This window comes from Afifella sp. IM 167, assembly GCF_020144925.1.
Taxonomy (GTDB): domain Bacteria; phylum Pseudomonadota; class Alphaproteobacteria; order Rhizobiales; family Afifellaceae; genus Afifella.
In genome coordinates this window covers 1-23246 of the sequence record NZ_NSLC01000001.1, presented here as the reverse complement: position 1 = coordinate 23246, position 23246 = coordinate 1, and the positions used below count along the sequence as shown (strand labels likewise).

At 66.7% G+C, this 23246-nt stretch carries 23 protein-coding genes and 1 other RNA gene; 16 read left to right on the top strand and 8 right to left on the bottom strand.

Annotated features, from left to right (window positions below):
- The first annotated feature begins 12 nt into the window (after positions 1-12).
- Entirely contained in the window at positions 13-582 is a 570-nt protein-coding gene (locus CLD20_RS00120; protein WP_224404555.1) for a hypothetical protein, read from the top strand.
- Positions 583-594: 12 nt separating this feature from the next.
- Here CLD20_RS00120 and CLD20_RS00115 read toward each other — a convergent pair whose 3' ends face one another.
- A complete protein-coding gene (locus CLD20_RS00115) occupies positions 595-915 on the bottom strand; it encodes a c-type cytochrome (protein ID WP_224404554.1) in 321 nt (106 codons plus the stop codon).
- Positions 916-1051: 136 nt separating this feature from the next.
- Here CLD20_RS00115 and CLD20_RS00110 point away from each other — a divergent pair, with 136 nt between their 5' ends.
- Positions 1052-1246, top strand: a complete 195-nt coding sequence (locus CLD20_RS00110; RefSeq protein ID WP_224404553.1) for a hypothetical protein — start codon at positions 1052-1054, stop codon at positions 1244-1246.
- Between the two features lie 95 nt (positions 1247-1341).
- Here CLD20_RS00110 and CLD20_RS00105 read toward each other — a convergent pair whose 3' ends face one another.
- Both CLD20_RS00105 and CLD20_RS00100 read right to left on the bottom strand, forming a co-directional pair.
- Positions 1342-1704 (bottom strand): hypothetical protein, encoded by a 363-nt coding sequence (locus tag CLD20_RS00105; protein ID WP_224404552.1) that lies wholly within the window; start codon positions 1702-1704, stop codon positions 1342-1344.
- Positions 1705-1837: 133 nt separating this feature from the next.
- On the bottom strand, positions 1838-5551 hold the full coding sequence (locus CLD20_RS00100; protein WP_370636712.1) for a hydantoinase B/oxoprolinase family protein: 3714 nt from the start codon (positions 5549-5551) through the stop codon (positions 1838-1840).
- 168 nt (positions 5552-5719) lie between these two features.
- Between CLD20_RS00100 and CLD20_RS00095 the strand changes: the two genes are divergently transcribed.
- From CLD20_RS00095 to CLD20_RS00080, 4 genes are all read left to right on the top strand, one after another.
- Entirely contained in the window at positions 5720-6703 is a 984-nt protein-coding gene (locus tag CLD20_RS00095; protein ID WP_224404550.1) for a TRAP transporter substrate-binding protein, read from the top strand.
- Positions 6704-6785: 82 nt separating this feature from the next.
- Positions 6786-7343, top strand: coding sequence for a TRAP transporter small permease (locus CLD20_RS00090; protein WP_224404549.1), 558 nt, complete (start codon positions 6786-6788; stop codon positions 7341-7343).
- Entirely contained in the window at positions 7343-8647 is a 1305-nt protein-coding gene (locus CLD20_RS00085) for a TRAP transporter large permease (protein ID WP_224404548.1), read from the top strand. The genes CLD20_RS00090 and CLD20_RS00085 overlap by 1 nt, the downstream gene beginning before the upstream one ends.
- 5 nt (positions 8648-8652) lie before the next feature.
- A complete protein-coding gene (locus tag CLD20_RS00080) occupies positions 8653-9180 on the top strand; it encodes a winged helix DNA-binding protein (protein ID WP_224404547.1) in 528 nt (175 codons plus the stop codon).
- Here CLD20_RS00080 and CLD20_RS00075 read toward each other — a convergent pair.
- Both CLD20_RS00075 and CLD20_RS00070 read right to left on the bottom strand, forming a co-directional pair.
- Entirely contained in the window at positions 9150-9689 is a 540-nt protein-coding gene (locus CLD20_RS00075; protein WP_224404546.1) for a GNAT family N-acetyltransferase, read from the bottom strand. The two genes, CLD20_RS00080 and CLD20_RS00075, sit on opposite strands and share 31 nt — an antisense overlap.
- Positions 9690-9691: 2 nt before the next feature.
- Entirely contained in the window at positions 9692-9976 is a 285-nt protein-coding gene (locus CLD20_RS00070; protein ID WP_224404545.1) for a YlcI/YnfO family protein, read from the bottom strand.
- Between the two features lie 182 nt (positions 9977-10158).
- Between CLD20_RS00070 and rnpB the strand changes: the two genes are divergently transcribed.
- Positions 10159-10589, top strand: an RNA gene (gene rnpB / locus CLD20_RS00065) — RNase P RNA component class A.
- Between the two features lie 44 nt (positions 10590-10633).
- On the opposite strand, the gene CLD20_RS00060 is transcribed toward rnpB, so the two are convergent.
- From CLD20_RS00060 to CLD20_RS00050, 3 genes are all read right to left on the bottom strand, one after another.
- Positions 10634-11320, bottom strand: a complete 687-nt coding sequence (locus tag CLD20_RS00060) for a lytic transglycosylase domain-containing protein (protein WP_224404544.1) — start codon at positions 11318-11320, stop codon at positions 10634-10636.
- A 131-nt stretch (positions 11321-11451) separates the two neighbouring features.
- Positions 11452-12201: an N-acetylmuramoyl-L-alanine amidase gene (locus tag CLD20_RS00055; protein ID WP_224404543.1), complete on the bottom strand. Its 750-nt coding sequence runs from the start codon at positions 12199-12201 to the stop codon at positions 11452-11454.
- A gap of 10 nt (positions 12202-12211) precedes the next feature.
- Positions 12212-12931, bottom strand: a complete 720-nt coding sequence (locus tag CLD20_RS00050; RefSeq protein ID WP_224404542.1) for a TerB family tellurite resistance protein — start codon at positions 12929-12931, stop codon at positions 12212-12214.
- 523 nt (positions 12932-13454) lie between these two features.
- Between CLD20_RS00050 and CLD20_RS00045 the strand changes: the two genes are divergently transcribed.
- From CLD20_RS00045 to CLD20_RS00005, 9 genes are all read left to right on the top strand, one after another.
- Complete coding sequence (locus CLD20_RS00045) at positions 13455-13934, top strand: division/cell wall cluster transcriptional repressor MraZ (protein ID WP_224404541.1); 480 nt, start codon at positions 13455-13457, stop codon at positions 13932-13934.
- Positions 13934-14959 carry a 16S rRNA (cytosine(1402)-N(4))-methyltransferase RsmH gene (gene rsmH, locus CLD20_RS00040; RefSeq protein WP_224404540.1) on the top strand — a complete coding sequence of 342 codons (1026 nt, stop codon included), beginning with the start codon at positions 13934-13936 and terminating at the stop codon, positions 14957-14959. The genes CLD20_RS00045 and rsmH overlap by 1 nt, the downstream gene beginning before the upstream one ends.
- Positions 14956-15312: a hypothetical protein gene (locus tag CLD20_RS00035; protein ID WP_224404539.1), complete on the top strand. Its 357-nt coding sequence runs from the start codon at positions 14956-14958 to the stop codon at positions 15310-15312. The genes rsmH and CLD20_RS00035 overlap by 4 nt, the downstream gene beginning before the upstream one ends.
- A gap of 140 nt (positions 15313-15452) precedes the next feature.
- Complete coding sequence (locus CLD20_RS00030; protein ID WP_224405037.1) at positions 15453-17072, top strand: penicillin-binding protein 2; 1620 nt, start codon at positions 15453-15455, stop codon at positions 17070-17072.
- An 11-nt stretch (positions 17073-17083) separates the two neighbouring features.
- On the top strand, positions 17084-18571 hold the full coding sequence (locus CLD20_RS00025; protein WP_224404538.1) for a UDP-N-acetylmuramoyl-L-alanyl-D-glutamate--2,6-diaminopimelate ligase: 1488 nt from the start codon (positions 17084-17086) through the stop codon (positions 18569-18571).
- 2 nt (positions 18572-18573) lie between these two features.
- On the top strand, positions 18574-19992 hold the full coding sequence (locus CLD20_RS00020; RefSeq protein ID WP_370636711.1) for a UDP-N-acetylmuramoylalanyl-D-glutamyl-2,6-diaminopimelate--D-alanyl-D-alanine ligase: 1419 nt from the start codon (positions 18574-18576) through the stop codon (positions 19990-19992).
- Between the two features lie 5 nt (positions 19993-19997).
- Positions 19998-21080: a phospho-N-acetylmuramoyl-pentapeptide-transferase gene (mraY, locus tag CLD20_RS00015; protein ID WP_224404536.1), complete on the top strand. Its 1083-nt coding sequence runs from the start codon at positions 19998-20000 to the stop codon at positions 21078-21080.
- Positions 21081-21087: 7 nt separating this feature from the next.
- Positions 21088-22506, top strand: a complete 1419-nt coding sequence (gene murD, locus CLD20_RS00010) for a UDP-N-acetylmuramoyl-L-alanine--D-glutamate ligase (protein WP_224404535.1) — start codon at positions 21088-21090, stop codon at positions 22504-22506.
- Positions 22503-23246 (top strand): FtsW/RodA/SpoVE family cell cycle protein (locus CLD20_RS00005; RefSeq protein ID WP_224404534.1); only part of this gene is annotated, 744 nt, incomplete at its 3' end. The genes murD and CLD20_RS00005, both read left to right, overlap by 4 nt.

The following is a 23246-nucleotide window of genomic DNA, read 5'->3' as shown; positions in this document are numbered from 1 at the left end:
GGGAGGATCTTCATGCGCATCACCCGACTTCTCGTTTCGCTCTTCGCTCTGGGAGCGCTCGCCGCGTTTTCCGGCAGCGCGCAGGCGCAATCGGCGAAGGCGACGGTCGGTTTCATGCTGGCCGGCGTTTCGCCGGGCGGAGAGGAAAAGCGGGTCGTGGATGCCGAGAACGGCATCCGCACTGTGACGCCTTCGCCGCAGCCCGGCGAATGGCGGCTCAAATACGTGCGTGCCCTTGCCCAGAACTCCATCTACACGCTCGTCCTCAACCACCGGCTCGAAGAGGTCGACGCCTGCCGCTACGAGCTTCATATCACCGGCAAAGAGACGCAGGTCACGATGAAGTTCGACTTCTCGCGCGCCACGGAGATCGCCTTTCCGAAGCGCGACCCGCGTGCACCCGACGGCACGACGCTCGTCGATTATCTCGGAGCGAGCGTTGAGCGCTGCGAGCCCTCCAAGGACCGGCCCTGCCAGGAGGTGGACGGCAACCGCTTCGGCTATATCCCGGCGAGCGAGGCCGAGCTGCGTGCCGCGTTCGACCATTTTCAGGCGACGATCTGCGCCAAGAGCATCTATTGAGCGGCGCCCGGCTCAGCCTCCCGACTTCGCCCGCAGGCTGCTGATATAGGCAGTGAGATCGCGGATCTCCTGCCGCGTCAGGCTCATGTCGGGCATCACCGGATGCGGGTCGGCGAGGAAAGCGGCGAGCGCGCCCATGCCATCCTCTCCGTATTTCTTCGCGATCGCCTGGAAGCTCGGAGCCGCTGCGTCGGCGCTGGTCTGGGCGTCATCCACCACATGGCATTCGGCGCACCATTGGTGGGCGATGACATCGCCTTCTTCGGCATAGCCCGCCGCCAGCGCGGGCAGGGGCAGGAGGGCGAAAGCAGCTGCGAGTAGGGCGCGTGACATGGTTCCTCCAGAGCTTTCGGCAAAGACTAGCCGATCATGCGCCCGAGCGGGAGGCGGCAGGGCGCCCTTAGCCAGCGGAACGAACCTCCGCTGCCGGGCATTGTGTCCGCGACCTGAAACAGCCAAGGAGCCGAAAATGGCCGAACAATCCGGTGGAGGAGGCACGACCTTCCTCGCCTTCATCGTGGGGGGGCTCGTCGTCCTCGTCGTCATCCTCTTTCTCGCCCTCGGCGGCACGAGCCTCTTTTCGGGCGGCGGTGGCGGCGGACCCAGCGTCGACGTCGATATTCAGGCGCCTTCATCGGATGGGGGCGGCGGCTCGGGGGGCTGAGCTGAAGATCGGCCATTCGGCGACGGCAGGCATGCCGAAGCCGGCCAGAGGCGCGCTTTCCATGTCGGGGGCGCGCCTTTTTCCTGAGAATTGCTTCATTTGAGGTTGAGACTGCCCGTGTAGCGGATCGCCGTGCGATCAGAGAGATTGAGCGTGTAGGCGACCTCTCCACCGCCGCTCAATCCCTCGTATTTCCCGGTGCCGGCAATGGCCCCCCATTGCCCGCCGGTGCCGCCCTTCGACGTCCACCACAGCCACCAGATATCGCCATCCCTGTCGCTCGCCGTGCACGAGCCGGCCCCAAACGGCTCTCCGCCTGTCTTTGGCACCAGAACGGTTCCGGCGCAGTCCTGCGAACTCATGTGCAGCGGGCTCGACGGGTCGTCATCCTGCATGATCCCCTTCTGGGCGATCGCGACGAGCCGGCTGCCGTCGGAGAGCCCCGCAAGCGTCTTCATGGCCAGCTCCCGTCGTTCGGCCGGCAAGGATGCCCCGATTGAATTTCGCCGGCAAGTTGAGCGGCTCATTCCTGCATCAGGCCGCGCGTCGGGTAATGTCCTCCTGGCCCAGTCGGGGGCGGTCGAATCCTGGCTAGCCTTCCGCCTTGCCGAACCCGCCGCCGGTCGGCGTTGTGACGATCACCGCCTCGCCGGCCTCCAGAAACGTCTGGTCGGCGCCTTCCAGAAGCTCCAGCGAGCCGTCGGTCCTGCGCACTTCCGTCTTGCCGCATTCACCGGCCTCGCCGCCTTCCAGCCCGTGCGGGCGGACTTTTCGGTGCGAGGAAAGGATGGCGCAGTCCATCGCTTCCAGGAAGCGGATGGTGCGGCGGGTGCCGGAGCCGGCGTGCCATTTGCCCTTGCCGCCCGAGCCGTGGCGGATGTGGAAATCCTCCAGCAGCACGGGATAGCGCATCTCCAGCACCTCCGGGTCGGTCAGGCGCGAATTGGTCATGTGAACGTGCACGGCGTCCGTGCCGTCAAAGCCCGTGCGGTCGTTGAAGATGCCGGCCGGCGAGCCCGAACAGATCGTCTCGTAATACTGGTAGGTGTCGTTGCCGAAGGTGAGGTTGTTCATCGTGCCTTCGGAGGCGGCGAGCGTGCCGAGCGCGCCGAAGAGGACGTTGGTGACGTGCTGGCTCGTCTCCACATTCCCGGCGACGACGGCGCGCGGATATTCGGGCGCGAGCATGCAGCCCTTCGGGATGACGATCTCGATCGGCTCCAGGCAGCCCGCATTCATCGGGATGTCCGCCTCCACCATGACGCGGAAGGCGTAAAGGACGGCCGCGCGCGTCACAGGGGCAGGGGCGTTGAAGTTGTTCTCCTTCGCCTCGGACGTGCCGGTAAAGTCGACCTTCGCCGTCCGGTTCTCACGGTCCACGGTGATCGCGACCCTGATCGTCGCTTCCTGGTCGGTGGTGATCTCGAAGCTTGAATCCTTCAGCTTCTCCAGAACCCGGCGCACGCTTTCGGCGGCGTTGTCGCGCACATGGCGCATATAGGCCTGGACGACTGGGAGGGTGAACTGGCCGACCATCTTGCGCATCTCGGCGACGCCCTTCTCGTTGGCGGCGATCTGCGCCTTGAGGTCGGCGACGTTCTGCTCCGGGTTGCGGCAGGGGAAGGGGTGGTCCGTGAGGAGCTCGCGCAGGGCGGCCTCGCGGAAGCGCCCGCGGTCGACGAGCTTGAAGTTGTCGATGAGGACGCCTTCCTGATCGACGTTGGTGGCGCGCGGGGTCATCGATCCCGGGGCCGTGCCGCCGACATCGGCATGGTGGCCGCGCGAGGCGACCCAGAAGAGGATTTTTTCGCCCGTGTCGTCGAAGACGGGCGTTACCACGGTGATGTCGGGCAGATGCGTGCCGCCGTTATAGGGCGCGTTCAGCGCATAGACGTCGCCGGGCGCGATGTCCGGATTCTTCTCGCGCACGGTTTCCACCGAGCGGTCCATGGAGCCGAGATGCACCGGCATGTGCGGGGCGTTGGCGACGAGCGCGCCTTCGGGATCGAAGACGGCGCAGGAGAAGTCGAGCCGTTCCTTGATGTTCACCGAATAGGCGGTGTTCTGCAGCGTGACGCCCATCTGCTCGGCGATCGACATGAAGAGGTTGTTGAAGATCTCCAGGAGCACCGGATCGGCTTCCGTGCCAATGGCGTGGTCGCGCTGAAGCGCCTCGGTGCGGTTGAGGATGATGTGGTCCTTCGGCGTGATCTCGGCCGACCAGCCGGGTTCGAGCACGATCGTCTGGTGGTCCTCGATGACGAGGGCGGGGCCCTTGAGGCGGGCCCCGGGGGCAAGGTCGGCGCGCTTGACGATGCCGGCTTCGTGCCATGCGCCGCCGGAGAAAAAGCGGGTGGTCTCTTCGGCCGTGACCTCGTGCGGCTCGGCGGGCGCGTCCTCCTCGCCGATATCGGCGCCACCGCCGACGGCCTCCACTTCGACCTGCTCGGCAATGAGCGGCTTGTCGTCGTAGATGAAGCCGAACTGGGCGCGGTGCGCGTCCTCGAAACGGGCCCGGACATCGGCAGCGGCGCCGAAGGAAACCGGGATCGGCGTGTCGGTGCCCTCGTAGCGGACATGGATGCGGGCGAAAACCTCCGTATCGGAATCGCTTATGCCCTGATCCTGAAGTTCTTTGACGGCTTCTTCTTCAAGTTCCGATTCAACTTCCTGAAGCTTTGATTCCGATTCAGCTTCCAGCGGCAGCACGACGGCGCGGCTCTTGTTTGCGCGCACATCGGCAAGGCCCATGCCGTAGGCGGAAAGAATGCCGGAGAGGGGGTGGATATGCACTTTCTCCATCCCAAGACGATCGGCGATCAGGCAGGCGTGCTGGCCGCCGGCGCCGCCGAAGCAGGAAAGGGCGTAGCTGGTCACGTCGTGGCCGCGCTCAACGGAGATCTTCTTGATGGCGTTCGCCATGTTCTCCACCGCGACCGTCAGGAAGCCGTCGGCGATCTCCTCGGCCGAGCGGCGGCGGCCGCCCTCGTCCTCGGCGATTTTTTCCGTCAGCTCGCCGAAGCCCGCCCGGACGGCCTCGATATCGAGGCGCTCGTTCTGCTCGGGGCCGAAGATGGCGGGGAAGTTCTCGGCGCGGATCTTGCCGACCATGATGTTGGCGTCGGTGACGGTGAGGGGCCCGCCGTTGCGATAGGCCGTGGGGCCGGGATGGGCGCCGGCCGAATCCGGTCCGACCTGGAAGCGGCCGGAAGCGTAATGCAGGATCGAGCCACCGCCCGCCGCGACCGTGTGGATGCGCATCATCGGCGCGCGCATCCGCACCCCCGCGACCTCGGTCTCGAAGGCGCGCTCCAGTTCGCCCGCATAATGCGAGACGTCGGTGGATGTGCCGCCCATGTCGAAGCCGATGATCCTGTCCAGGCCCGCCATGCGCGCCGTCTCCGTGGCGCCGACGACGCCGCCGGCGGGGCCGGAGAGGATCGCGTCCTTGCCGGCGAAGAGCTCGGCCGCGGTAAGTCCGCCCGAGGACATCATGAACATGAGGCGCGGACCTTCTCCGGGATTGGGGTCCTTGCCGTCGGTCGCGTGAGTGGCGCCGAGCTCGCCGGCAACGCGCTTCACGTAGCGCGACAGGATCGGCGAGAGATAGGCGTCGACCACCGTCGTGTCGCCGCGCCCGACCAGCTTGACGAGCGGCGAGACTTCGTGGCTGACGGAAACCTGCGCAAAGCCCATCTCGCGGGCGAGCCTTGCGACCTTCGCTTCGTGGTCCGGGTATTTCCAGGCGTGCATGAAGACGATCGCGAGCGCGGTGAAGCCGTCTTCCTTCAGCGTGCTCAGGGTCGCCCGGATCGCGGCGTCCTCCGGCTCGGCCTCGACCGTGCCATCCGCGCGCACCCGCTCTTCCACCTCTTCGACGCGGTCATAGAGAAGGTCCGGTAAAACGATCTTCTTGGCGAAGATGTCGGGGCGCGCCTGGTAGCCGATCCGCAGCGCATCGCGGAAGCCCCTGGTGACGAGAAGGGCGGTGCGCTCGCCCTTGCGCTCCAGCAGCGCGTTGGTGGCGACGGTCGTGCCCATCTTCACCGCGCCGATCTTCTCGGAAGGGATCTTCTCGCCCTCCGGCACCTTCAGGAAACGGCGGATCGCCTCGATGGCGGCATCCTCGTAGGCGCCCGGATTGTCGGAGAGCAGCTTGGCGGCGTTGATCTTTCCGTCAGGGTCGCTCGCCACCACGTCGGTGAAGGTGCCGCCGCGGTCGATCCAGAAGTCCCATTTCCCGGCGGATGCAGTTTGTGTCACGATCGGCTCTCCAGCGGATGAGGATAGTGGGACTGGAAGCATGACGGCAAAAAAACGTCAACACGTCGTTGACAAAATGTCGTCGAATTCTCACAGTCGTCGCCTCGGAAACGGCCTCTGCGTCCCCACGGGAAAAGGGCATGCAGGATTCGGGCCGACCGCCGGGAGCCGGGTTCCTGCCCGGCTTCGACAATAAGAGGGAGAACGTTGATGCTGAAGAAGCTCGCAGGCGCCACCTTCGGTGCCGCCTTCGCCGCCAGCCTTTCGGCCGGCGCCGCCTTGGCCCAGACCAGCTGGGACATGCCGACGCCTTATGGCGACACCAACTTCCACACCATGAACATCGCCGAGTTCGCCAACGACGTGAAGGAGGCGACCGATGGCGGCCTCACCATCACGATCCATTCGGCCGGCTCGCTCTTCAAGCACCCGGAGATCAAGGACGCGGTACGCAAGGGGCTGGTGCCGATCGGCGAAGTGCTGATCTCGCGCCTCTCCAACGAAAACGCCATCTTCGGCATCGATTCCGTGCCCTTCGTCGCGACCAGCTACGACGATGCCAAGAAGCTCTACGACGCCTCCAAGCCGGAGCTCGAAAAGGTGCTCGACGAGCAGGGGCTGAAGCTGCTCTTCACCGTGCCATGGCCGCCGCAGGGCCTCTACACGACCAAGGAGATCGCCACTGTCGACGATCTCAAGGGCCTGAAGATGCGCGCCTACAACGCCGCCACCGAACGGCTCGCCCAGCTTGCCGGCTCCGTGCCGACGCAGGTCGAGGTGCCGGACCTTCCGACCGCCTTCTCCACCGGCCGCGTCGAGGCGATGGTGACCTCGCCCTCCACCGGCGCCAATTCCAAGGCCTGGGATTACGTCAACGTCTATACGGACACGCAGGCCTGGCTGCCGAAGAACATGGTGATCGTCAACAAGGCCTCGTTCGAGGGCCTGCCGGAAGATCAGCAGAAGGCGGTCATGGAGGCAGCGGCCGAGGCCGAGACCCGCGGCTGGGAAGCTTCCAGGAAGGAGACCGAGGAAAAGACCAAGATGCTGGAGGACAACGGCATGACGGTCGCCCAGCCTTCCGACGAGCTGATGACCGGTCTCAAGGAGATCGGCTCCAAGATGGCCGACGAATGGTCCGAGACGGCCGGCGAGGCCGGCAAGAAGGTGCTCGACGCCTTCAAGAGCATGTAGCCCACAACGACGGGCCGGCCGCGGGCCGGCCCGTCTTCGTTTCGCCATTCCACCGCCTTTGCTCCAAACCGGGGGAGGGAAGATGCGCAGGGCGCTCGATACGCTCTATGCGGCTTCCGGCGTCGCGGCTGCGGCCGCCATCGTCGCCATTGCCGTTCTCGTCTTCGTGCAGGTGCTCGGCCGCCTCGCGGATCTCGTCCTCTACCTGACCGGCTATCCGATCTACGGCTTCCTCGTGCCTTCGCTGGCCGAGATTGCCGGCTTCCTCCTGGTCTCCGCCTCTTTCCTGGCGCTTGCCTCCACCTTCCGGCACGGCGTCCATATCCGGGTGAATCTTCTGGTGCAGACCGTGCCGTCGAAAGCCCGCAAGGCGCTCAACGCCCTGGCGCTCGCCATCGCCACCGTTCTGGCGGGGTTCCTCTCCTGGTACGCCATCGCGCTCGTCCTGGAATCGCGGCGCTTCGGCGAGGTCTCCTTCGGCATCGTGCCGATTCAGCTGTGGATTCCCCAAAGCGGCATGGCGGTGGGGCTCGTGATCCTCACCATCGCCCTTCTCGACGACTTCCTGCGGGCCGCGACCGGCAAGGAGCCGGTCTTCGCCGAGCATGAGGGCGAGGACTTTGTGGAAGGAGGCGAGTGATGGGACTGGGTGCAACCTCCGCGCTTCTGGCTTTCGGGCTCCTTGCCTGCCTTGGCCTCGGCATCTGGGTGGGCATGGCGCTGCTCGGCGTGGCGCTCGTCGCCATCTATTTCATGACCAGCGTGCCGGCCGGCGCCGTCGCCGCGACCGCTGCCTGGGGAGCTTCCAATTCCTGGGACCTGACGGCCCTGCCGATGTTCATCTGGATGGGCGAGATTCTCTTTCGCACGCGCCTTTCGGAGGACATGTTTTCGGGCCTTGCGCCCTTCATGCGGCGCATTCCCGGAAGGCTGCTGCACGTCAACATCGTCGGCTGCGGGATCTTCGCGGCCGTCTCCGGCTCCTCGGCGGCGACGACCGCCACGATCGGGCGCATGTCGCTGCCGGAGCTGCGCTCGCGCGGCTACGACGAGCGCATGGCAATCGGCACGCTTGCCGGTTCCGGCACGCTCGGCCTCCTCATCCCGCCCTCGATCATCCTGATCGTCTACGGCGCGGCGACGGAACAGTCGATCGCGCGCCTCTTCATCGCCGGCATCCTGCCGGGCGCGATGCTGGCGGTGCTCTTCATGGGCTATGTGATGCTTTGGGCGGCCTTCAAGCGCGATGGCATGCCCGATGCGGGGCCTTCGACGAGCTGGGACGAGAAGTATCGCGCGGCGCGGCGCCTGTTGCCGGTGATCCTGCTGATTGCCGGCGTGATCGGCTCCATCTATGCGGGCCTTGCCTCGCCGACGGAGGCGGCGGCGATCGGCGTTGTCCTGTCGCTCGTCCTTTCCTTCGCCACCGGCACGCTAAACTGGGAGAGCTTTTCCAGCGCGCTGATGGGCGCGACGCGCACCTCCTGCATGATCGCCTTCATCCTCATGGGCGCCGCGGTGCTGACCGTCGCGATGGGCTTTACCGGCATTCCGCGCCAGCTGGCCTCCGCCATCGGCGCAATGGAACTCTCGCCCTTCGCCCTTCTTGCCGCACTGACGCTCCTCTTCATCGTGCTGGGCTGCTTTCTCGACGGCATCTCGGTGGTGGTGCTGACCACCTCCGTCATCCTGCCGATGGTGGAGCAGTCGGGTTTCGATCTCATCTGGTTCGGCATCTATCTCGTGCTTGTCGTGGAGATGAGCCAGATCACCCCTCCGGTGGGCTTCAACCTCTTCGTCCTGCAGGGCATGACAGGACACAACATCTTCAGGATCGCACGCATGGCGCTGCCCTTTTTCCTCATCATGGTCATCGGCGTTGCGCTGATCGCCATCTTCCCCGAGCTGGCACTGTGGCTGCCCAGAACCATGATGGCGCGGTGAGCAAGATGGCGGAGAAGATTGAGGCGCCGGGGCTCGGCCCCGTCGTCTCGGCGGCCCATCTTGCCGAAGGGGCGATGCCGGCCCTCTCGGAAGTCGAATTCGCGCTGGAGATGACGAGCCACGCCTTCCAGCGCTGGATGGTGCGGGCGATGGCGGCGGCGGGCATCACCGGGCTTTCGCCGCTGGATGTGTTCGTCCTGCATACCGTCAGCCATCGCGGCCGGGTGAAGACCGTCTCCGACATCTGCCTCGTCCTCAATATCGAGGACACGCACACGGTCACCTATACGCTGAAGAAGCTGGAGCGGATGGGCCTCGTATGCTCCAGCCGCGTCGGCAAGGAAAAGGCTGTCGGCGTGACCCAAGCCGGGGAGGCGGCGTGCCTGCGCTACCGCGAGATCCGCGAGGCGCTCCTCGTCTCCGCCATCAAGGCGCTCGGTCTTGACGAGAAGGAGATGAGCCGGATGGCGGCGCTGCTGCGCGCCCTTTCAGGCCATTACGATCAGGCGGCGCGCGCGGCGGTGGCCATGTAGGACGGCACCTCGGCTCCGAGGAGGATGGCGAGCGTTGATACCGGTATTGCGAGACAGCCCGGTTCAAAGCGCAGGCGCTCGAAGCCGTGCTGGCCGTAGAAGGCCTTCGCCTCGGCGGTGCGGGCGGTGGCGATAAGGGCGTGGGGCTCCGTTCCAGCGGCGAGCGCCTTTGCCGCCGCATCGATCAGCAGGGCCGAGCCGAGCTTGCGGCCCTGGAAGGCGATGTCGACGGCGAGCCTCCCGATGCGGGCGGCGGAGAGGATTGAGTCTTCCTGCAGCCTGTGGCGCAAGCCCTCCGGCAGGCCGGCGAGCGGAATGCCCGCCGCGGAGAGCGTGTAGAAGCCTGCGATGCGGTCCGTCCCGCCCTCGATTGCGACGTAGCAGGCGGATTTGCGGGCAACCATGTCACGCGCAGCGCGTCGCCGCAGATAGGCGTCGAGCCCAGCGATGCCGCAGCGAAATCCGGCCGTTTCATGCCGGGCGAGAAGCTCGATGCGAAAGGGCGGCACGCTCAGGCCCCGTCGATGAGGTGTTCGCGATGGTCCTTCGCACGCTTCAGGGTCGGGCCCGGCTCCGGGGCGCACAGGAGAGCTTCGACGAAGCGGCGCTGACCTTCGGCTGAAAGCTGCACGAGGCGTTCTTCCTCCAGTCGCCTCAGCGCCTCGGCCTCTGCCGCCGCAACCACGAAATCGCTCAGGGAGCGGCCCTCCAGCTCGGCGGCGAGACGGATGGCTGCGAGGGTCTCGGGTGCGATGCGCGCCTCGATGCGGGCGGACTTCAGGCTGGTACGCGACACGGGGTTCACTCCTCTGCGCGAGAGGTACTTTTCATTCGCGTAAAAGTGGTAAATCGGCTTGTGCGGATTTGCGCGATCGGGCGCTTTTTCGGCTGTCCGGCGAAGTGCCGTACAGGCCCAGGCAAGCCCCGCACCCGGGCGCGCCATTGACGCCGGGCAGGCACGGTGCCACCTCTCATCCGCCAGCCGGCCGGACGGCCGCTCCGCCAAGGCTCGAAAGGGCGGCGGGGAGGAAAGTCCGGGCTCCATGGAAACACGACGCCGGGTAACGCCCGGCGAGGGAGTCTGGACCGGCAACGGTCCGGGCGAACCTTAGGGAAAGCGCCACAGAGAGAAGTCCGCCGGAGGTTTCTCCGGCAAGGGTGAAAGGGTGGGGTAAGAGCCCACCGCGGACGCAGCAATGCGGACGGCAAGGCAAGCCCCGTCGGGAGCAAGACCGAGAAGGGGCGGCGCGGGGCGGCGTTCTATGCGCCATCGGCCCCAGGCCCGTTTTCAGGCCAGCCGCCCGGGTGGGTCGCGAGAAGCGCCGGGCAACCGGCGCTCCAGATGAATGGCCGTCACGTCGCGGGCAACCGCGGCCGTACAGAACCCGGCTTACAGGCCGGCTGGCATTTTATTCGCCTTGAGGCGGCCCGCCGGATGGCGGGCCGGCAAGCATCAGACCTCAGTGCCGGCAGAGGCCATCACGGCCTTCAGGCGCCCGCAATAGGCCGAGGCACCGCGCGTCATCCGCTTGGCGAAATGGCCGGCATTGTAGCGTAGGGCCGTGCCGCAGACGGAGCCGCCGCCGAGCTTGTAGGCCTTGGCGAGATAGCGCATTCCCCATTCCAGATTGGTCGCCGGATCGTAGAGCGCGGCAATGGAGCCGGTGTAGCCGATGCCGCGGGCGGTGGCGGGCTTGATCTGCATGAGCCCGACTTCGCCGGCCGAACCGCGGGCGCGCGGATTGTAGCGGCTCTCGATGGTGACGACCGCATGGGCAAGTCCCGCGGGCACGCCATGGGCGGCCGCGACCTTCACAACCAGATCATGCAGATTCGACTTGCCGGTCTTGCGGGCGTTGGCATTGCTCTTGCCGGAATCCTTCTTGTCCTCGGCCGGGCTTGAGGCGCGCGCACGCGCGATGATGACGGCCTTGGAGTTGGAGGACGGCGCGGCCGCCGCGATCGATGCCGTTTCCGGCTTTTCGGTCCGCTCCGTCGGGTTCTTCTCGTTCTTGGCCTCCGCGGCAGCTTCCTGTCCGCGCGCGACGATGACGGCCTTGGAGGCGTTGTTCGTCTCGGCCATAGCCGGTGCGGAAATGGACGCTGCCGTCAGAGCGGCAGCAGCAAGCAGAAATTTCATTTCGGGCCCTTTGCCATGTCTCAAGGGGCGCGGCGCCTAAGGGGCAGCTGTGGCCAGAATGTGCGGGTTCCAAGGTGATTTGGTGCACTGCAGCAGGCGCGGCTGCGGCGCGGAGATGGCTGCCGCGGGGCTCAGGGCACCGCCCAGAGCAGCTTCTGGAGCGTTTGAAGGGTCGAACGATCGGCCACGCCGTCCACGCGCGCGGGCCTGAAATGCCGCTGAAACGCTGCGATGACGGCCTCCGTCTTCGCATCCAGGATTCCCGTCACGGCGATGCCGTAGCCGTACAGCGAAAAAAGGCTCTGCAGGCGTTCGACCGCCGCGCCTTCGCAGCCGCGACAAAGCGCGCCCTCGTCGCTGGCGAGCGGCTCCGGGGCGACGAAATGGCCAATGCCGGCCTTCGCCAGCCGCGCCCAGTCAAAGAGTTCGCCGGGATCGCGCTTGCGGCCCGGGGCGACGTCGGAATGGGCCAGGACACGGCGGGGGGCGATGTCGTGGCGGGCGAGGATGTCCCGGCAGAGCGCCTCCAGGGAGACCATCTGCGCTTCGGGAAAGGCCGGCAGAGGCTGGCCCGCCTCTTCGGCGGCATGGCCCCAATTGGCGATCTCGATGCCGATGGAGCGGGCGTTGACATCGCTGTCGCCGGCCCAGCTGCCCTTGCCGGCATGCCAGGCGCGGCACTCCTCGCCGACGAGCGCGGCGACCCGGCCGTCCGCATGGACGAAATAGTGGCTGGAGACCTCTGAACGTGGGTCGCAGAGCCAGGCGAGGGCGGCCTCTTCGCTCTCCATGCCTGTGTAGTGCAAAAGCAGGATGTCGACGGGCGCGCCGCCCCGATCGTTGAAGTTCGGCGAAGGGTGGGGGTGAACTGCGAGCGTCAAGGCGTGCCCTTCAGCGCGTCTCGCCCGCGCTGCGGCGTTCCGGCTCGCGTCGGCTGCGGCCGATCGCTTCCCAGGCGGCATTGATGGCGGCGAGGCGGTCGTTGGCGATGGCTACGAACTCTTCCGGCACGTTGCGGGCAATCAGCCGGTCGGGATGGTTCTCGCGCACCAGTTTTCGGTGGTGCGCCCGCAATTCCTCGTCGCTCCAGGATGGATCCGCGCCGAGAACCAGCCAGGGATCGGCCTTGCCGCCCCGTACATGGCGGGCGCGAATGCGGGCGAAGTCGCGCGCGCCGAAGCCGAAGATCTCGGCAACGCGCTCCAGATAGGCGATCTCGCGCTCATGTACCGCCCCGTCCGCCTTGGAGATGGCAAAGAGCGCGTCGAGGATATCCTCCAGCATGGCCGGGTCGTCGGAAAGCAGCCGCGCCACGTCGCCCGCATAGGTCTCGAAGCCGGCGACGTCGGCCGCGGCGAGGCGGTAGATGCGCTCCACGTTTCGCTGCTCGCCTTCCGGAACGGCGAAGAGCTGCCGAAAAACCTCCGTCTCCTCGAAAGAGACGATGCCGTCGGCCTTCGCCATCTTCGCCGAGAGAGCGATCATGGCGATGGTGAAGGTGATCTCCTTACGGCGCTCGGCTCCCGCGACCTGGAGGAAGGCGTCGCGCAGGCCGGCGATGGTGGCGCCGGTACGCTCCAGGAAGTCGGAAAGGCGCGACCAGATGCTCATCGCTGATCCTTCTACGGCGCGATGCGCCGGGTCGCCGCGTCAGTAAACGGGGCGGCAGGGCCGCGCAAGTTGCGGCGGGAACGTAGTGGTGAGCGGTGATGGGACGAAGGCAGCGCGGCACGAATGCCGCGCTGCCTCGGGCCGCCAGGCCGGCACCCGATCGGCCGGCGGCCGACCTTTGCCCCAGTGTGGCGGTAACGAATGCCGCAGGCATGCGTTCCGGGCGGCTGCGAAGCGATTTTCTTTTGCCGGCAAAGGGCCTTGGAAGCGCCCGCTGCAACGACGCTTACCCTCCGTTTACCCTGTTTCGGCACTCTTTGCGGTGGCCTCGCAGAGCCTTCGGGGTGGGGAACGTTCCATTGCAAACCATGTGGTCCCATGATATCCCATTTCATCCCGGATCGCCGAAGGGGGTGCGGCTCTTCCGGCTAGGTCGAAAGAGCGTGAGCCGTCTCGGGCGCGAATGCGGCCGGCGCGATGCGTCGCCAACGCAAGGGAGCTCAATCGTGGGGTCGGTAGGGGAATGGACGGGTTCGTCGCGACATACATCAACCGGCTCGACGCAAAGGGTCGGGTTTCGGTGCCTGCCGCGTTCCGCGCCGTTCTCGCCCGGGAAGGGCAGGAGGGCCTTTACTGCTATCCCGCTCTCGACCTTCCCGCCATCGACGCCGGCGGCGTGCGGCTGCAGGAGGCCATCGCCGACCAGCTTTCCGATTTCGAGACGTTTTCCGAAGACTACGAAACCCTGTCGACGGCGTTCTACGCCGACAGCCGCGTGCTGAAGATCGACCAGGACGGCCGCGTCATGCTGCCCGAGGAATTCCGCGAGGTGACCGGGATCGGCGATGCCGCTCTCTTCGCCGGGCAGGGCCTCAAGTTCCAGATCTGGGAGGAGAGCCGTTTCCGCGAGCGCCAGAAGGCCGCGCGCGAGCATCTGCGCTCCCTCAAAGGCTCGCTCGGCCGCAAGTCGCGCCCGGCCCGCGGCACGGAAGAGGCGCGCTGATGGAAAAGAGCGCCAAGATCGAGGAAGGCAGCGTGCGCCACAGGCCGGTGCTTCTGGCCGAAGTGATGCAGCACCTGTCCGTGCGGCCCGGCGGCGTCTATGTCGACGGGACCTTCGGGGCCGGTGGCTACAGCCGCGCCATCCTGGAAGCCGGCGGGACGGTGCTTGCCATCGACCGCGATCCGAGCGCGATTGCCGCCGGGGCGGCGCTGAAGGCCGAGTTTCCCGACCGGCTCACCCTGGTCGAGGCGCGCTTTTCCGAACTCGACGCCCTTGCCGAGGAAGCAGGCCTGGCGCCCGCCGATGGCATCGTCCTCGATGTCGGCGTCTCCTCCATGCAGCTCGATGAAGCCGGCCGCGGCTTTTCCTTCCGGCTCGACGGGCCGCTCGACATGCGCATGAGCGGCGATGGTCCCTCGGCGGCCGATGTCGTCAACCGGGCTCCATCCAAGGAACTCACCCGGATCATCGGAAGTCTCGGCGAGGAGCGGAAGGCCGGCCGTATCGCGCGGGCCATCGTTTCGGCGCGCGAGGAAGCCGCGATCGACACCACCGGCCAGCTTGCCCGCATCGTGGAAACCGCGCTCGGGGGAAGGGCGCCCGGCCATGCCATCCATCCGGCGACGCGCACCTTTCAGGCGCTGCGGATCTTCGTCAATCGCGAGCTGGAGGAGCTGGCGGAGGCTCTCGCCGCCGCCGAAAGGCTTCTCAGGGAGGGCGGACGCCTCGTCGTCGTTGTCTTTCATTCTTTGGAGGACCGGATCGTCAAACGCTTCCTGCGCGAGCGCAGCGAGGAACAGCGCGGCTCGCGCCATCAGCCGATGGTGGAAGGCCCGGCGCCGACGTTCCGTCTTCTGACGCGCGGCATCAAGGCCGGCGAGGCCGAGTTGGAGAGCAATCCGCGCGCCCGCTCGGCGCGGCTGAGGGCCGGCGAGCGCACCGCAGCTTCGCCGCGCGCCATCGACCGGCGCCTTCTCGGCGTGCCGGCCCTTGCGGGCATTTCCGGACCGGAGGCCTACCAATGACCCGCATCCTCAACGTCGTCGCGATCGCGGCCGCGCTGATTGCCGCGATGTCGGTCTTCAACCTCAAATACCGCGCCGAGGGCGTGGCCAAGGAGGTGGCCGAACTGCAGCGCAAGGTCGACCAGGAGAAGGAATCGATCTCGCTGCTGCGCGCCGAATGGAGCGTTCTCAACCAGCCCGATCGCGTGGAGGAGCTTGCCGAGCGCTACCAGGACACGCTCGGCCTGAAGCCGGTGGAGCCCAAGCAGCTGGCGGATCCGGCGCAGATTCCCATGCGCACGATCGCTCCCAGCGACACAGACAGAGACCTTTTGTCCGGCATCGCCGGCGACCTAGCGGAGAACCTTCAGTGAGCCTCTCGATTCCGGTTTCCGGTACGCCGACGGCCGAGGAAAGCGGGCAACAGAGCCGCTGGCGTCATCTCGCGGGACGCTCGGGCAAGTCCGGCGCGGGCGAGGGGCTCAAGGGCGATCGCCTTTCCTGGCGCGTGGTGATGGCGATGGTCGTCTTCGGCCTCCTCTACGCGACGCTCGCCGTACGCCTCGTGCAGCTCGGCGTCGCGGGGGATGCGGACGACACCGCGGTTGCCGCGGCCTCCTCCGAGATCGCGTCGGCCCGACCCGACATCGTCGACGCCCATGGCGAAATCCTTGCCACCGACATCAAGACCTTTTCGCTCTTTGCCGAGCCGCGGCGCATCGTCGATGCGGACGAGGCGGCCGAGCAGCTGTCGATGGTATTTCCCGAGTTCGACCGCGACCGGCTGCGCCGCGACCTCGCCACCAACGCCGGCTTTCTTTGGCTGAAGCGCGAGATCACGCCTGCCCAGCGCAAGCGCATCCATGATCTCGGCCTGCCGGGCATCGGCTTCCGCTCGGAGAACCGCCGCTTCTATCCGGGCGGCCCGACCGCGGCCCACATCCTCGGCACCGTCAACGTCGACAATCAGGGTATCGCCGGCATCGAGAAATATATCGACGATTCCGGCCTCTCGGACCTCCACGACGCGGGCTTTGCGGTGGAGCGCGGCCAGGAGCCGATCGCGCTCTCCGTCGACCTCAGGGTGCAGCATGCCGTGCGCAGCGAACTCGCCTCCGCCATGCAGCGCTATCGTTCCATCGCCGCGATCGGCATCGTCCTCGACGTGAAGACCGGCGAGGTGCTCGGCATGAGCTCGCTGCCGGATTACGATCCGAACGATCCCTCCCAGACCCTCGACAAGGACCGGATGAACCGCGCGACGGTCGGCGTCTACGAGATGGGCTCGACCTTCAAGACCTTCACGACGGCGATGGCGCTCGATTCCGGGCTCGTGCACATCAACGACATCTTCGACGCCACCAAGCCGCTCTATATCTCCGGTTTCACCATCCACGATTTCCATGCCCTGCACCGCCCGCTGAGCGTGCCGGAGATCTTCATCCACTCCTCCAATGTCGGCACCGCCAAGATGGCGCTCGAGGTCGGCATTCCCGCGCAGCAGGAATTCCTCGGCAAGCTCGGCCTTCTCGACGAATTGCACACCGAGCTTCCCGAAAGCGGCGCGCCGCTGAAGCCGCGCGAATGGACGAAGCTGTCCTCGGTGACGATCTCCTTCGGCCACGGCATCTCCGTCTCGCCGATGCAGACGGCCGTCGCCGGCGCGGCGCTGATGAACGGGGGCTATTATATTCCGCCGACTTTCCGTCCGCGCACGGAGGCGGAGGCCGGCCATCTCGCCCGCCGCGTCGTCAAGCCGGAGACCAGTGAACTGATGCGCAAGCTGATGCGCATGAACGTCCTCAAGGGCTCTGGACGGCGCGCTTCCGTGCCGGGCTACCGGGTCGGCGGCAAGACCGGCACGGCCGAGAAAGTCGTCAACGGCAAGTACGCGAACGATAAGCGGCGCAATGCCTTCCTTGCAGCATTTCCGATGGACGCGCCCCGGTATCTCGTGCTTGTCGTGATCGACGAGCCGCAACCGGAGGAGCAGGGTTTGCCCGCCACAGCCGGCATGAACGCCGCGCCGACCACGGCAGCCATTATCCGGCGCATCGCGCCGATGCTGGGCGTGACGCCGCTGCTCACCGATCCAGACGAGGGGCCGGCTACCACCATTGCAGCCGTCGAGTGAGCGGGGGAGCCATGGAAGCCGGCAGGTCCTACCCGCCGCGGCCGCTGAAGGGCCTCTTCGGCGAAGAGGCGTCGCTGCCGAAGAAGGTGGGCGGCATCCAAGTCACGGGCCTGACGGCCGACAGCCGTGAAGTCACGCAAGGCATGCTCTTCGCGGCTTTGCCCGGCAGCAAGGCGGACGGCACGGCCTTCATCGGGCAGGCGGTTGAAAAGGGCGCGCGGGCGATCCTGACCGGGTCCGCGCCCCTTGCGGAAGATCCCGGAATCCCTGTTGTCCGCGCGCCCGATCCGCGCCGCGCCCTGGCGCTCGCCGCTGCCGCCTTCTTCGGCAAGCAGCCGGACAAGGTCGTCGCCGTCACCGGCACCAGCGGCAAGACCTCGGTTGCCGTCTTCGCGCGCCAGATCTTCGCCCATGCCGGCAAGAAGGCCGCGAGCCTCGGGACGATCGGACTTGCCACTTCCGACGGGCGCACCCGGCCGGGACTGACGACACCGGACCCGGTCACGCTGCACCGCACGCTCGCCGATCTCGCCCATTCGGGCGTCACGCACCTTGCGCTGGAGGCTTCCAGCCATGGTCTCGACCAGCGCCGGCTCGACGGGCTGAAGCTCGTCGCGGGAGGCTTCACCAATCTCTCGCGCGACCATCTCGACTACCATAAAAGCGTCGAGGACTACCTCCGCGCCAAGATGCGGCTCTTCGATACGCTGCTCCCGGAGGGCGCCGTCGCGGTGGTCGACGCCGACCAGAAGCAGGCAGCCGCCGTCGCGCAGATCGCCAAGCGGCGTGGGCTCGTCTTTTCATCGGTCGGCACCGCCGGCGAGACCCTGAAGCTTCTTTCCGTCACGCGCATGCCGGACGGTGCCCGCCTCCTCCTCGATGTGGAAGGCGAGCACAAATACGTGCCGCTTCCTCTGATCGGTGAATTCCAGGTCGCGAACGCGTTGATGGCTGCCGCGCTTGCCATGGGCGCCGGGCTTTCGGCGGACGAGGCGCTCGCCGCCCTGCCGGAACTGGAGGGCGCGCCGGGTCGGCTGGAACTCGTCGGCATGCACGCCAACGGCGCAAAGGTCTTCGTCGACTATGCCCACAAGCCGGGCGCGCTGACGGCGGCGCTCGAAGCGCTGCGCCCGCACACCGACCACGATCTCGTCGTGGTCTTCGGTGCCGGCGGGGATCGCGACCCTGGCAAGCGAGCGCTGATGGGCGAAGCCGCGAGCCTTGCGGCCGACCGGGTGATCGTCACCGACGACAATCCGCGCAGCGAGGAACCGGCCGCAATCCGCCGGGCGATCCTCGATGCGGCGCCGCATGCTATCGAGATCGGCGACCGGCGCGAGGCGATCCGTACGGCGATTTCTTCCCTTCAGCCCGGCGACGTGCTGCTTGTCGCCGGCAAGGGCCACGAGACCGGCCAGACCGTCGGAAACGAGGTGCTGCCCTTCTCCGACCAGGAAGAAGTGCGTGCCGTGCTCGCGATCGAGGGGGAAGGAAAGTGACCGTGCTCTGGGAAGCGGCCGAGTTTCTGGAGGCTGCCGGCGGCAGTCTGGAAGGTGCCGTGCCTGCCGAAATCAGCGGCATTTCCATCGACAGCCGCACCATCCGGCCGGGCGAGGCATTCGTTGCCATCAAGGGCGAACGCTTCGACGGGCATGATTATGTCGAGGCCGCGCTTCAGGCCGGCGCGGCGCTCGCGATCGTTTCAGTAGACCGGCGCGAGGGCATTTCCGGCGGGCCGCTGCTTGTCGTCGAAGACGATCCGCTCGACGCGCTGACGAGGCTGGCCGTCGCCGCCCGCGAGCGCTCTCGCGCGAAGATCGTTGCCGTCACCGGCTCGGTCGGCAAGACCGGCACCAAGGAGATGCTGCGCCTCGGCCTGTCCGCCATCGGATCGACGCATGCGCCGGTCGGCTCGTTCAACAACCACTGGGGCGTGCCGCTGACGCTGGCGCGGCTGCCCGCCGACGCCGATTTCGGCATATTCGAGATCGGCATGAACCATGCCGGAGAGATCACCCCGCTGACGGAGATGGTGCGCCCGCATGCGGCGATCATCACCACGGTCGAGGCGGTCCATATCGAGTATTTCGACAGCGTCGAGGCGATCGCCGATGCCAAGGCGGAGATATTCGACGGGCTTGAGCCACGCGGTGCGGCCATCCTCAACCGCGACAACGCGCAATTCGAGCGCCTGTCGCGCAGGGCCGGCGAGGTCGGGGCGCGGATCGTCAGCTTTGGCGAGAATCCGAATGCCGATGTCAGCCTCGTCGGCTCCATGGCCGATGCGGAAGGCACGCGCCTCACCGTCGACGTCTACGGCGAGACGGTCCAGTACCGGCTCGGTGCCCCGGGGCGGCACCTTGCGGCAAACTCGCTTGCCGTTCTCGCCGCCGCGTATGTCTTCGAGGCGAACATCAAGACGGTCGCCGACGCGCTCTCCGCCTTCAAGGCACCCGCCGGCCGCGGGGACCGGCACCGTCTTTCCTGCGACGGCGGTGTCATCACGCTCGTCGACGAGAGCTACAACGCCAATCCGGCATCGATGCGCGCGGCGATCGCGCTGCTGAGGGATGCAAAGCCCGGCGAAGGCGGAAGACGCATCGCCGTCCTTGGCGATATGGGTGAGCTCGGCCATCGGGCGCGTGATCTTCATGTCGCACTTGCCGATGATCTTGCCGATGCGAAGGCTGATCAGGTTTTTCTCGTCGGTCCTCTCATGCATGATCTTTGGGAGGTCTTGCCCGAGGGGGCAAGAGGAGCCTATGCGAGGGATGCGGGCGAGCTTGAACCGATTCTCGTAAAGGCGCTGCGGGCGGGCGACGTCGTTGTCGTCAAGGCATCGAATGCCACCGGCCTCGGCCGGCTGGTTCAGGCGATCAAGGACCGCTTTCCGCCCACGGGCGCCAAAGACGAGAGCTGATACGGATGCTCGCCTATCTGCAGACCTTCGCGGACGAGTTCTCCGCGTTCAACATCTTCCGCTACATCACCTTCCGCACCGGCGCGGCAACGGTGACGGCGCTGCTCTTCGTCTTCCTCTTCGGCCCGGCGATGATCGAGATCCTGCGTTTCCGGCAGGGCAAGGGCCAGCCGATCCGCGCCGACGGGCCACAGACGCATTTCAAGAAGGCCGGCACGCCGACGATGGGCGGGCTGATGATCCTGACGGGCGTTCTCGTCTCGGCGCTCCTGTGGGCCGACCTTTCCTCCATCTATGTCTGGTGCGTGCTCGCCGTCACGGTGGGTTTCGGCCTCATCGGCTTCTACGACGACTACCTGAAGGTGAAGGGCGCCTCGGCGAAGGGCTTTTCCGGACGAGCGCGGCTCGGCCTTGAGGCCTTGATCGCGGGAGCGGCCGTCTTCGCCATCATGCGGGCAGGCGAGGGGAATACCGCCTCCGCGCTGACGTTGCCGTTCCTGAAGGAGACGGTGATCCAGCTCGGAATCTTCTTCGTCGTCTTCGGCGCCTTCGTCATTGTCGGCGCCGGCAACGCGGTGAACCTGACCGACGGGCTCGACGGGCTTGCCATCGTCCCCGTGATGATCGCCGCCGCCTCCTTCGGTCTCATCGCCTATCTCGCCGGCAACGTGCGCTTCGCCGACTACCTGCAGATCCATTACGTCGCCGGGACCGGCGAACTCTCGGTGCTGTGCGGCGCCCTGATCGGAGCGGGCCTCGGCTTCCTCTGGTTCAACGCGCCGCCCGCCGCCATCTTCATGGGCGATACGGGCTCGCTGGCGCTCGGCGGCATGATCGGCGCCGTCGCGGTTGCCACCAAGCACGAGATCGTGCTCGCCATCATCGGCGGCATCTTCGTCATGGAGGCGATGTCGGTCATCATTCAGGTCGCTTCCTTCAAGCTGACCGGCAAGCGCGTCTTCAAGATGGCGCCCATCCACCATCATTTCGAGCAACTCGGCTGGACGGAGCCACAAGTCGTAATCCGTTTCTGGATCGTCGCCGTCGTGCTCGCCCTCATCGGCCTTTCCACGCTGAAGCTGCGCTGAGGCGGAGATGACGGTCCCGCTCACCCACCTTGCCGGCCAGAGCATCGGGGTCTTCGGGCTCGCGCGCAGCGGGCTTGCGACCGTCAGGGCAGCGATCGCCGGCGGAGCCTCTGTCGTTGCCTGGGACGCGAGGCAGGAGGGACGCCAGCAGGCGGAGGCCGAAGGCGCCCGGGTCGCGGAACCGGACGCATGGGAGTGGGATAAACTGTCGCTCCTCGCTCTCGCGCCGGGTGTGCCGTTCACCCATCCGCGCCCGCACGAGATCGTCGAAACGGCCAAGGGGGCGGGCGTCGAGATCGTTTGCGACGCAGAGCTTCTTTACCGCGAACTCGCCGGCAAGGCGCGCTTCGTCGCCGTCACCGGCACCAACGGCAAATCGACCACGACGGCGCTGATCGGCCACATCCTCGAGACGGCCGGCCTGGAACCCAGGGTCGGTGGCAATATCGGCCGCTCCGCCCTCGATCTTGAACCGCCTTCCGCTGCGGAAAGTGTCTATGTGCTGGAGCTTTCCTCCTATCAGCTCGATCTTTGCGTGAAGTTCCGACCTAACGTGGCGCTGTGGCTCAACCTGACGCCTGACCATCTCGATCGGCACGGAGACATGGCGGGCTACCGGCGCGCCAAAGAGCGCGTCTTCCAGGCGATGCAGGCGGACGATCTTGCCATCCTCGGCGTCGACGAGCCGGAGATGCGGGAGGTGTTCGCGTCGCTCTCGGCGCGTGGTGGGCACCCCGAGATCGCACGCGTCAGCGTGCACGGCGAAGAGGCCGAGATCGCCGTCGACGATAGCGGGCTGATGAGTGACCGGCGAGACGGAGAGCAGCTCGACCTTTCGATGCTACCGGCACTCAGGGGTCGGCATAACTGGCAGAATGCTGCCTCGGCCTATGCCGCGGCGCGGGTCCTCGGGCTTTCCGTGGAGGCAATCGCAGCCGGGATGGAGAGCTTTCCGGGGCTCCAGCACCGCATGCAGATCGTCGCGCGGCGGGGCAAGGTGCTCTTCGTCGACGATTCCAAGGCGACCAACGCAGAAGCGGCGGCGCCGGCGCTTTCGACCTTCTCGCCGGTCTACTGGATCGCCGGCGGACGCCCCAAGGCGGGCGGGATCGAGGGGCTGGAAGGCCTCTTTCCCCGGATCGCCAAGGCCTATCTGATCGGCGAGGGGGCGGATGTCTTTTCCACCACGCTTGCCGGACGGGTTGCGCATGTGATCGCTGGCGAGTTGACGCGCGCCGTCGCGCTCGCTGCGGAGGATGCCGCGCTCGATCCGGAGTCGGAGCCCGTCGTGCTCCTGTCGCCGGCGGCCGCCTCCTTCGACCAGTTCGCCGATTTCGAGGCACGCGGCCGGGCCTTCGTCGCCGCCGTCGCCGATCTTGATATGCGAAAGGCGCAGGAGCCGGAGCTTGGGGAGGCCCTCAGATGATCAGCCGCCGGGAACGCTCGCCCCTTTCGGAATGGTGGTGGACCGTCGATCGGACGACGCTCTTCCTCGTCCTCCTGCTGCTCGCCGCCGGCATCGTCCTCTCCTTTGCGGCGAGCCCGCCGGTGGCGGAGCGCATCGGGCTGCCGACCTATCACTTCGCTATCCGCCAGGCGATCTATGCGCCGGTGGCGGCCGCGATCATCGTCGCGATCTCTTTCCTGACGCCGAGGCAGGTGCGGCGTACGGCGCTCTTCATCCTCGTCGTTTCGCTGGCGGCGATGATCGCCGTCCTCTTCATCGGCGAGGAAGTGAAGGGCTCGCGGCGCTGGGTCTATCTTGCCGGCATGTCGCTGCAGCCCTCGGAATTCCTGAAGCCCGCCTTCATCGTCATCGTCTCCTGGCTCTTCGCGGAAGGCTCCCGGCATCCTGAGGTTCCCGGCCGGCTGCTTGCCGTCATCCTCCTCATCATCACGGCGGCGCTTCTCGTCGCCGAGCCGGATCTCGGCCAGACGATCCTCATCTTCGCCGTCTGGGGCGCCATCTTCTTCCTTGCCGGCGTGCCGCTGCCGATCGTGGGCGGGCTCGCAGGCCTCGCCGTGGCGGGGCTTTTCGGCGCCTATGTCATGTTCCCGCACTTCACTTCGCGCATCGACCGTTTCGTCAATCCGGAGGGTGGCGACACCTATCAGGTCGACGTGGCGATGCGCTCCTTCGAGCGGGGCGGCTGGTCGGGGGCGGGA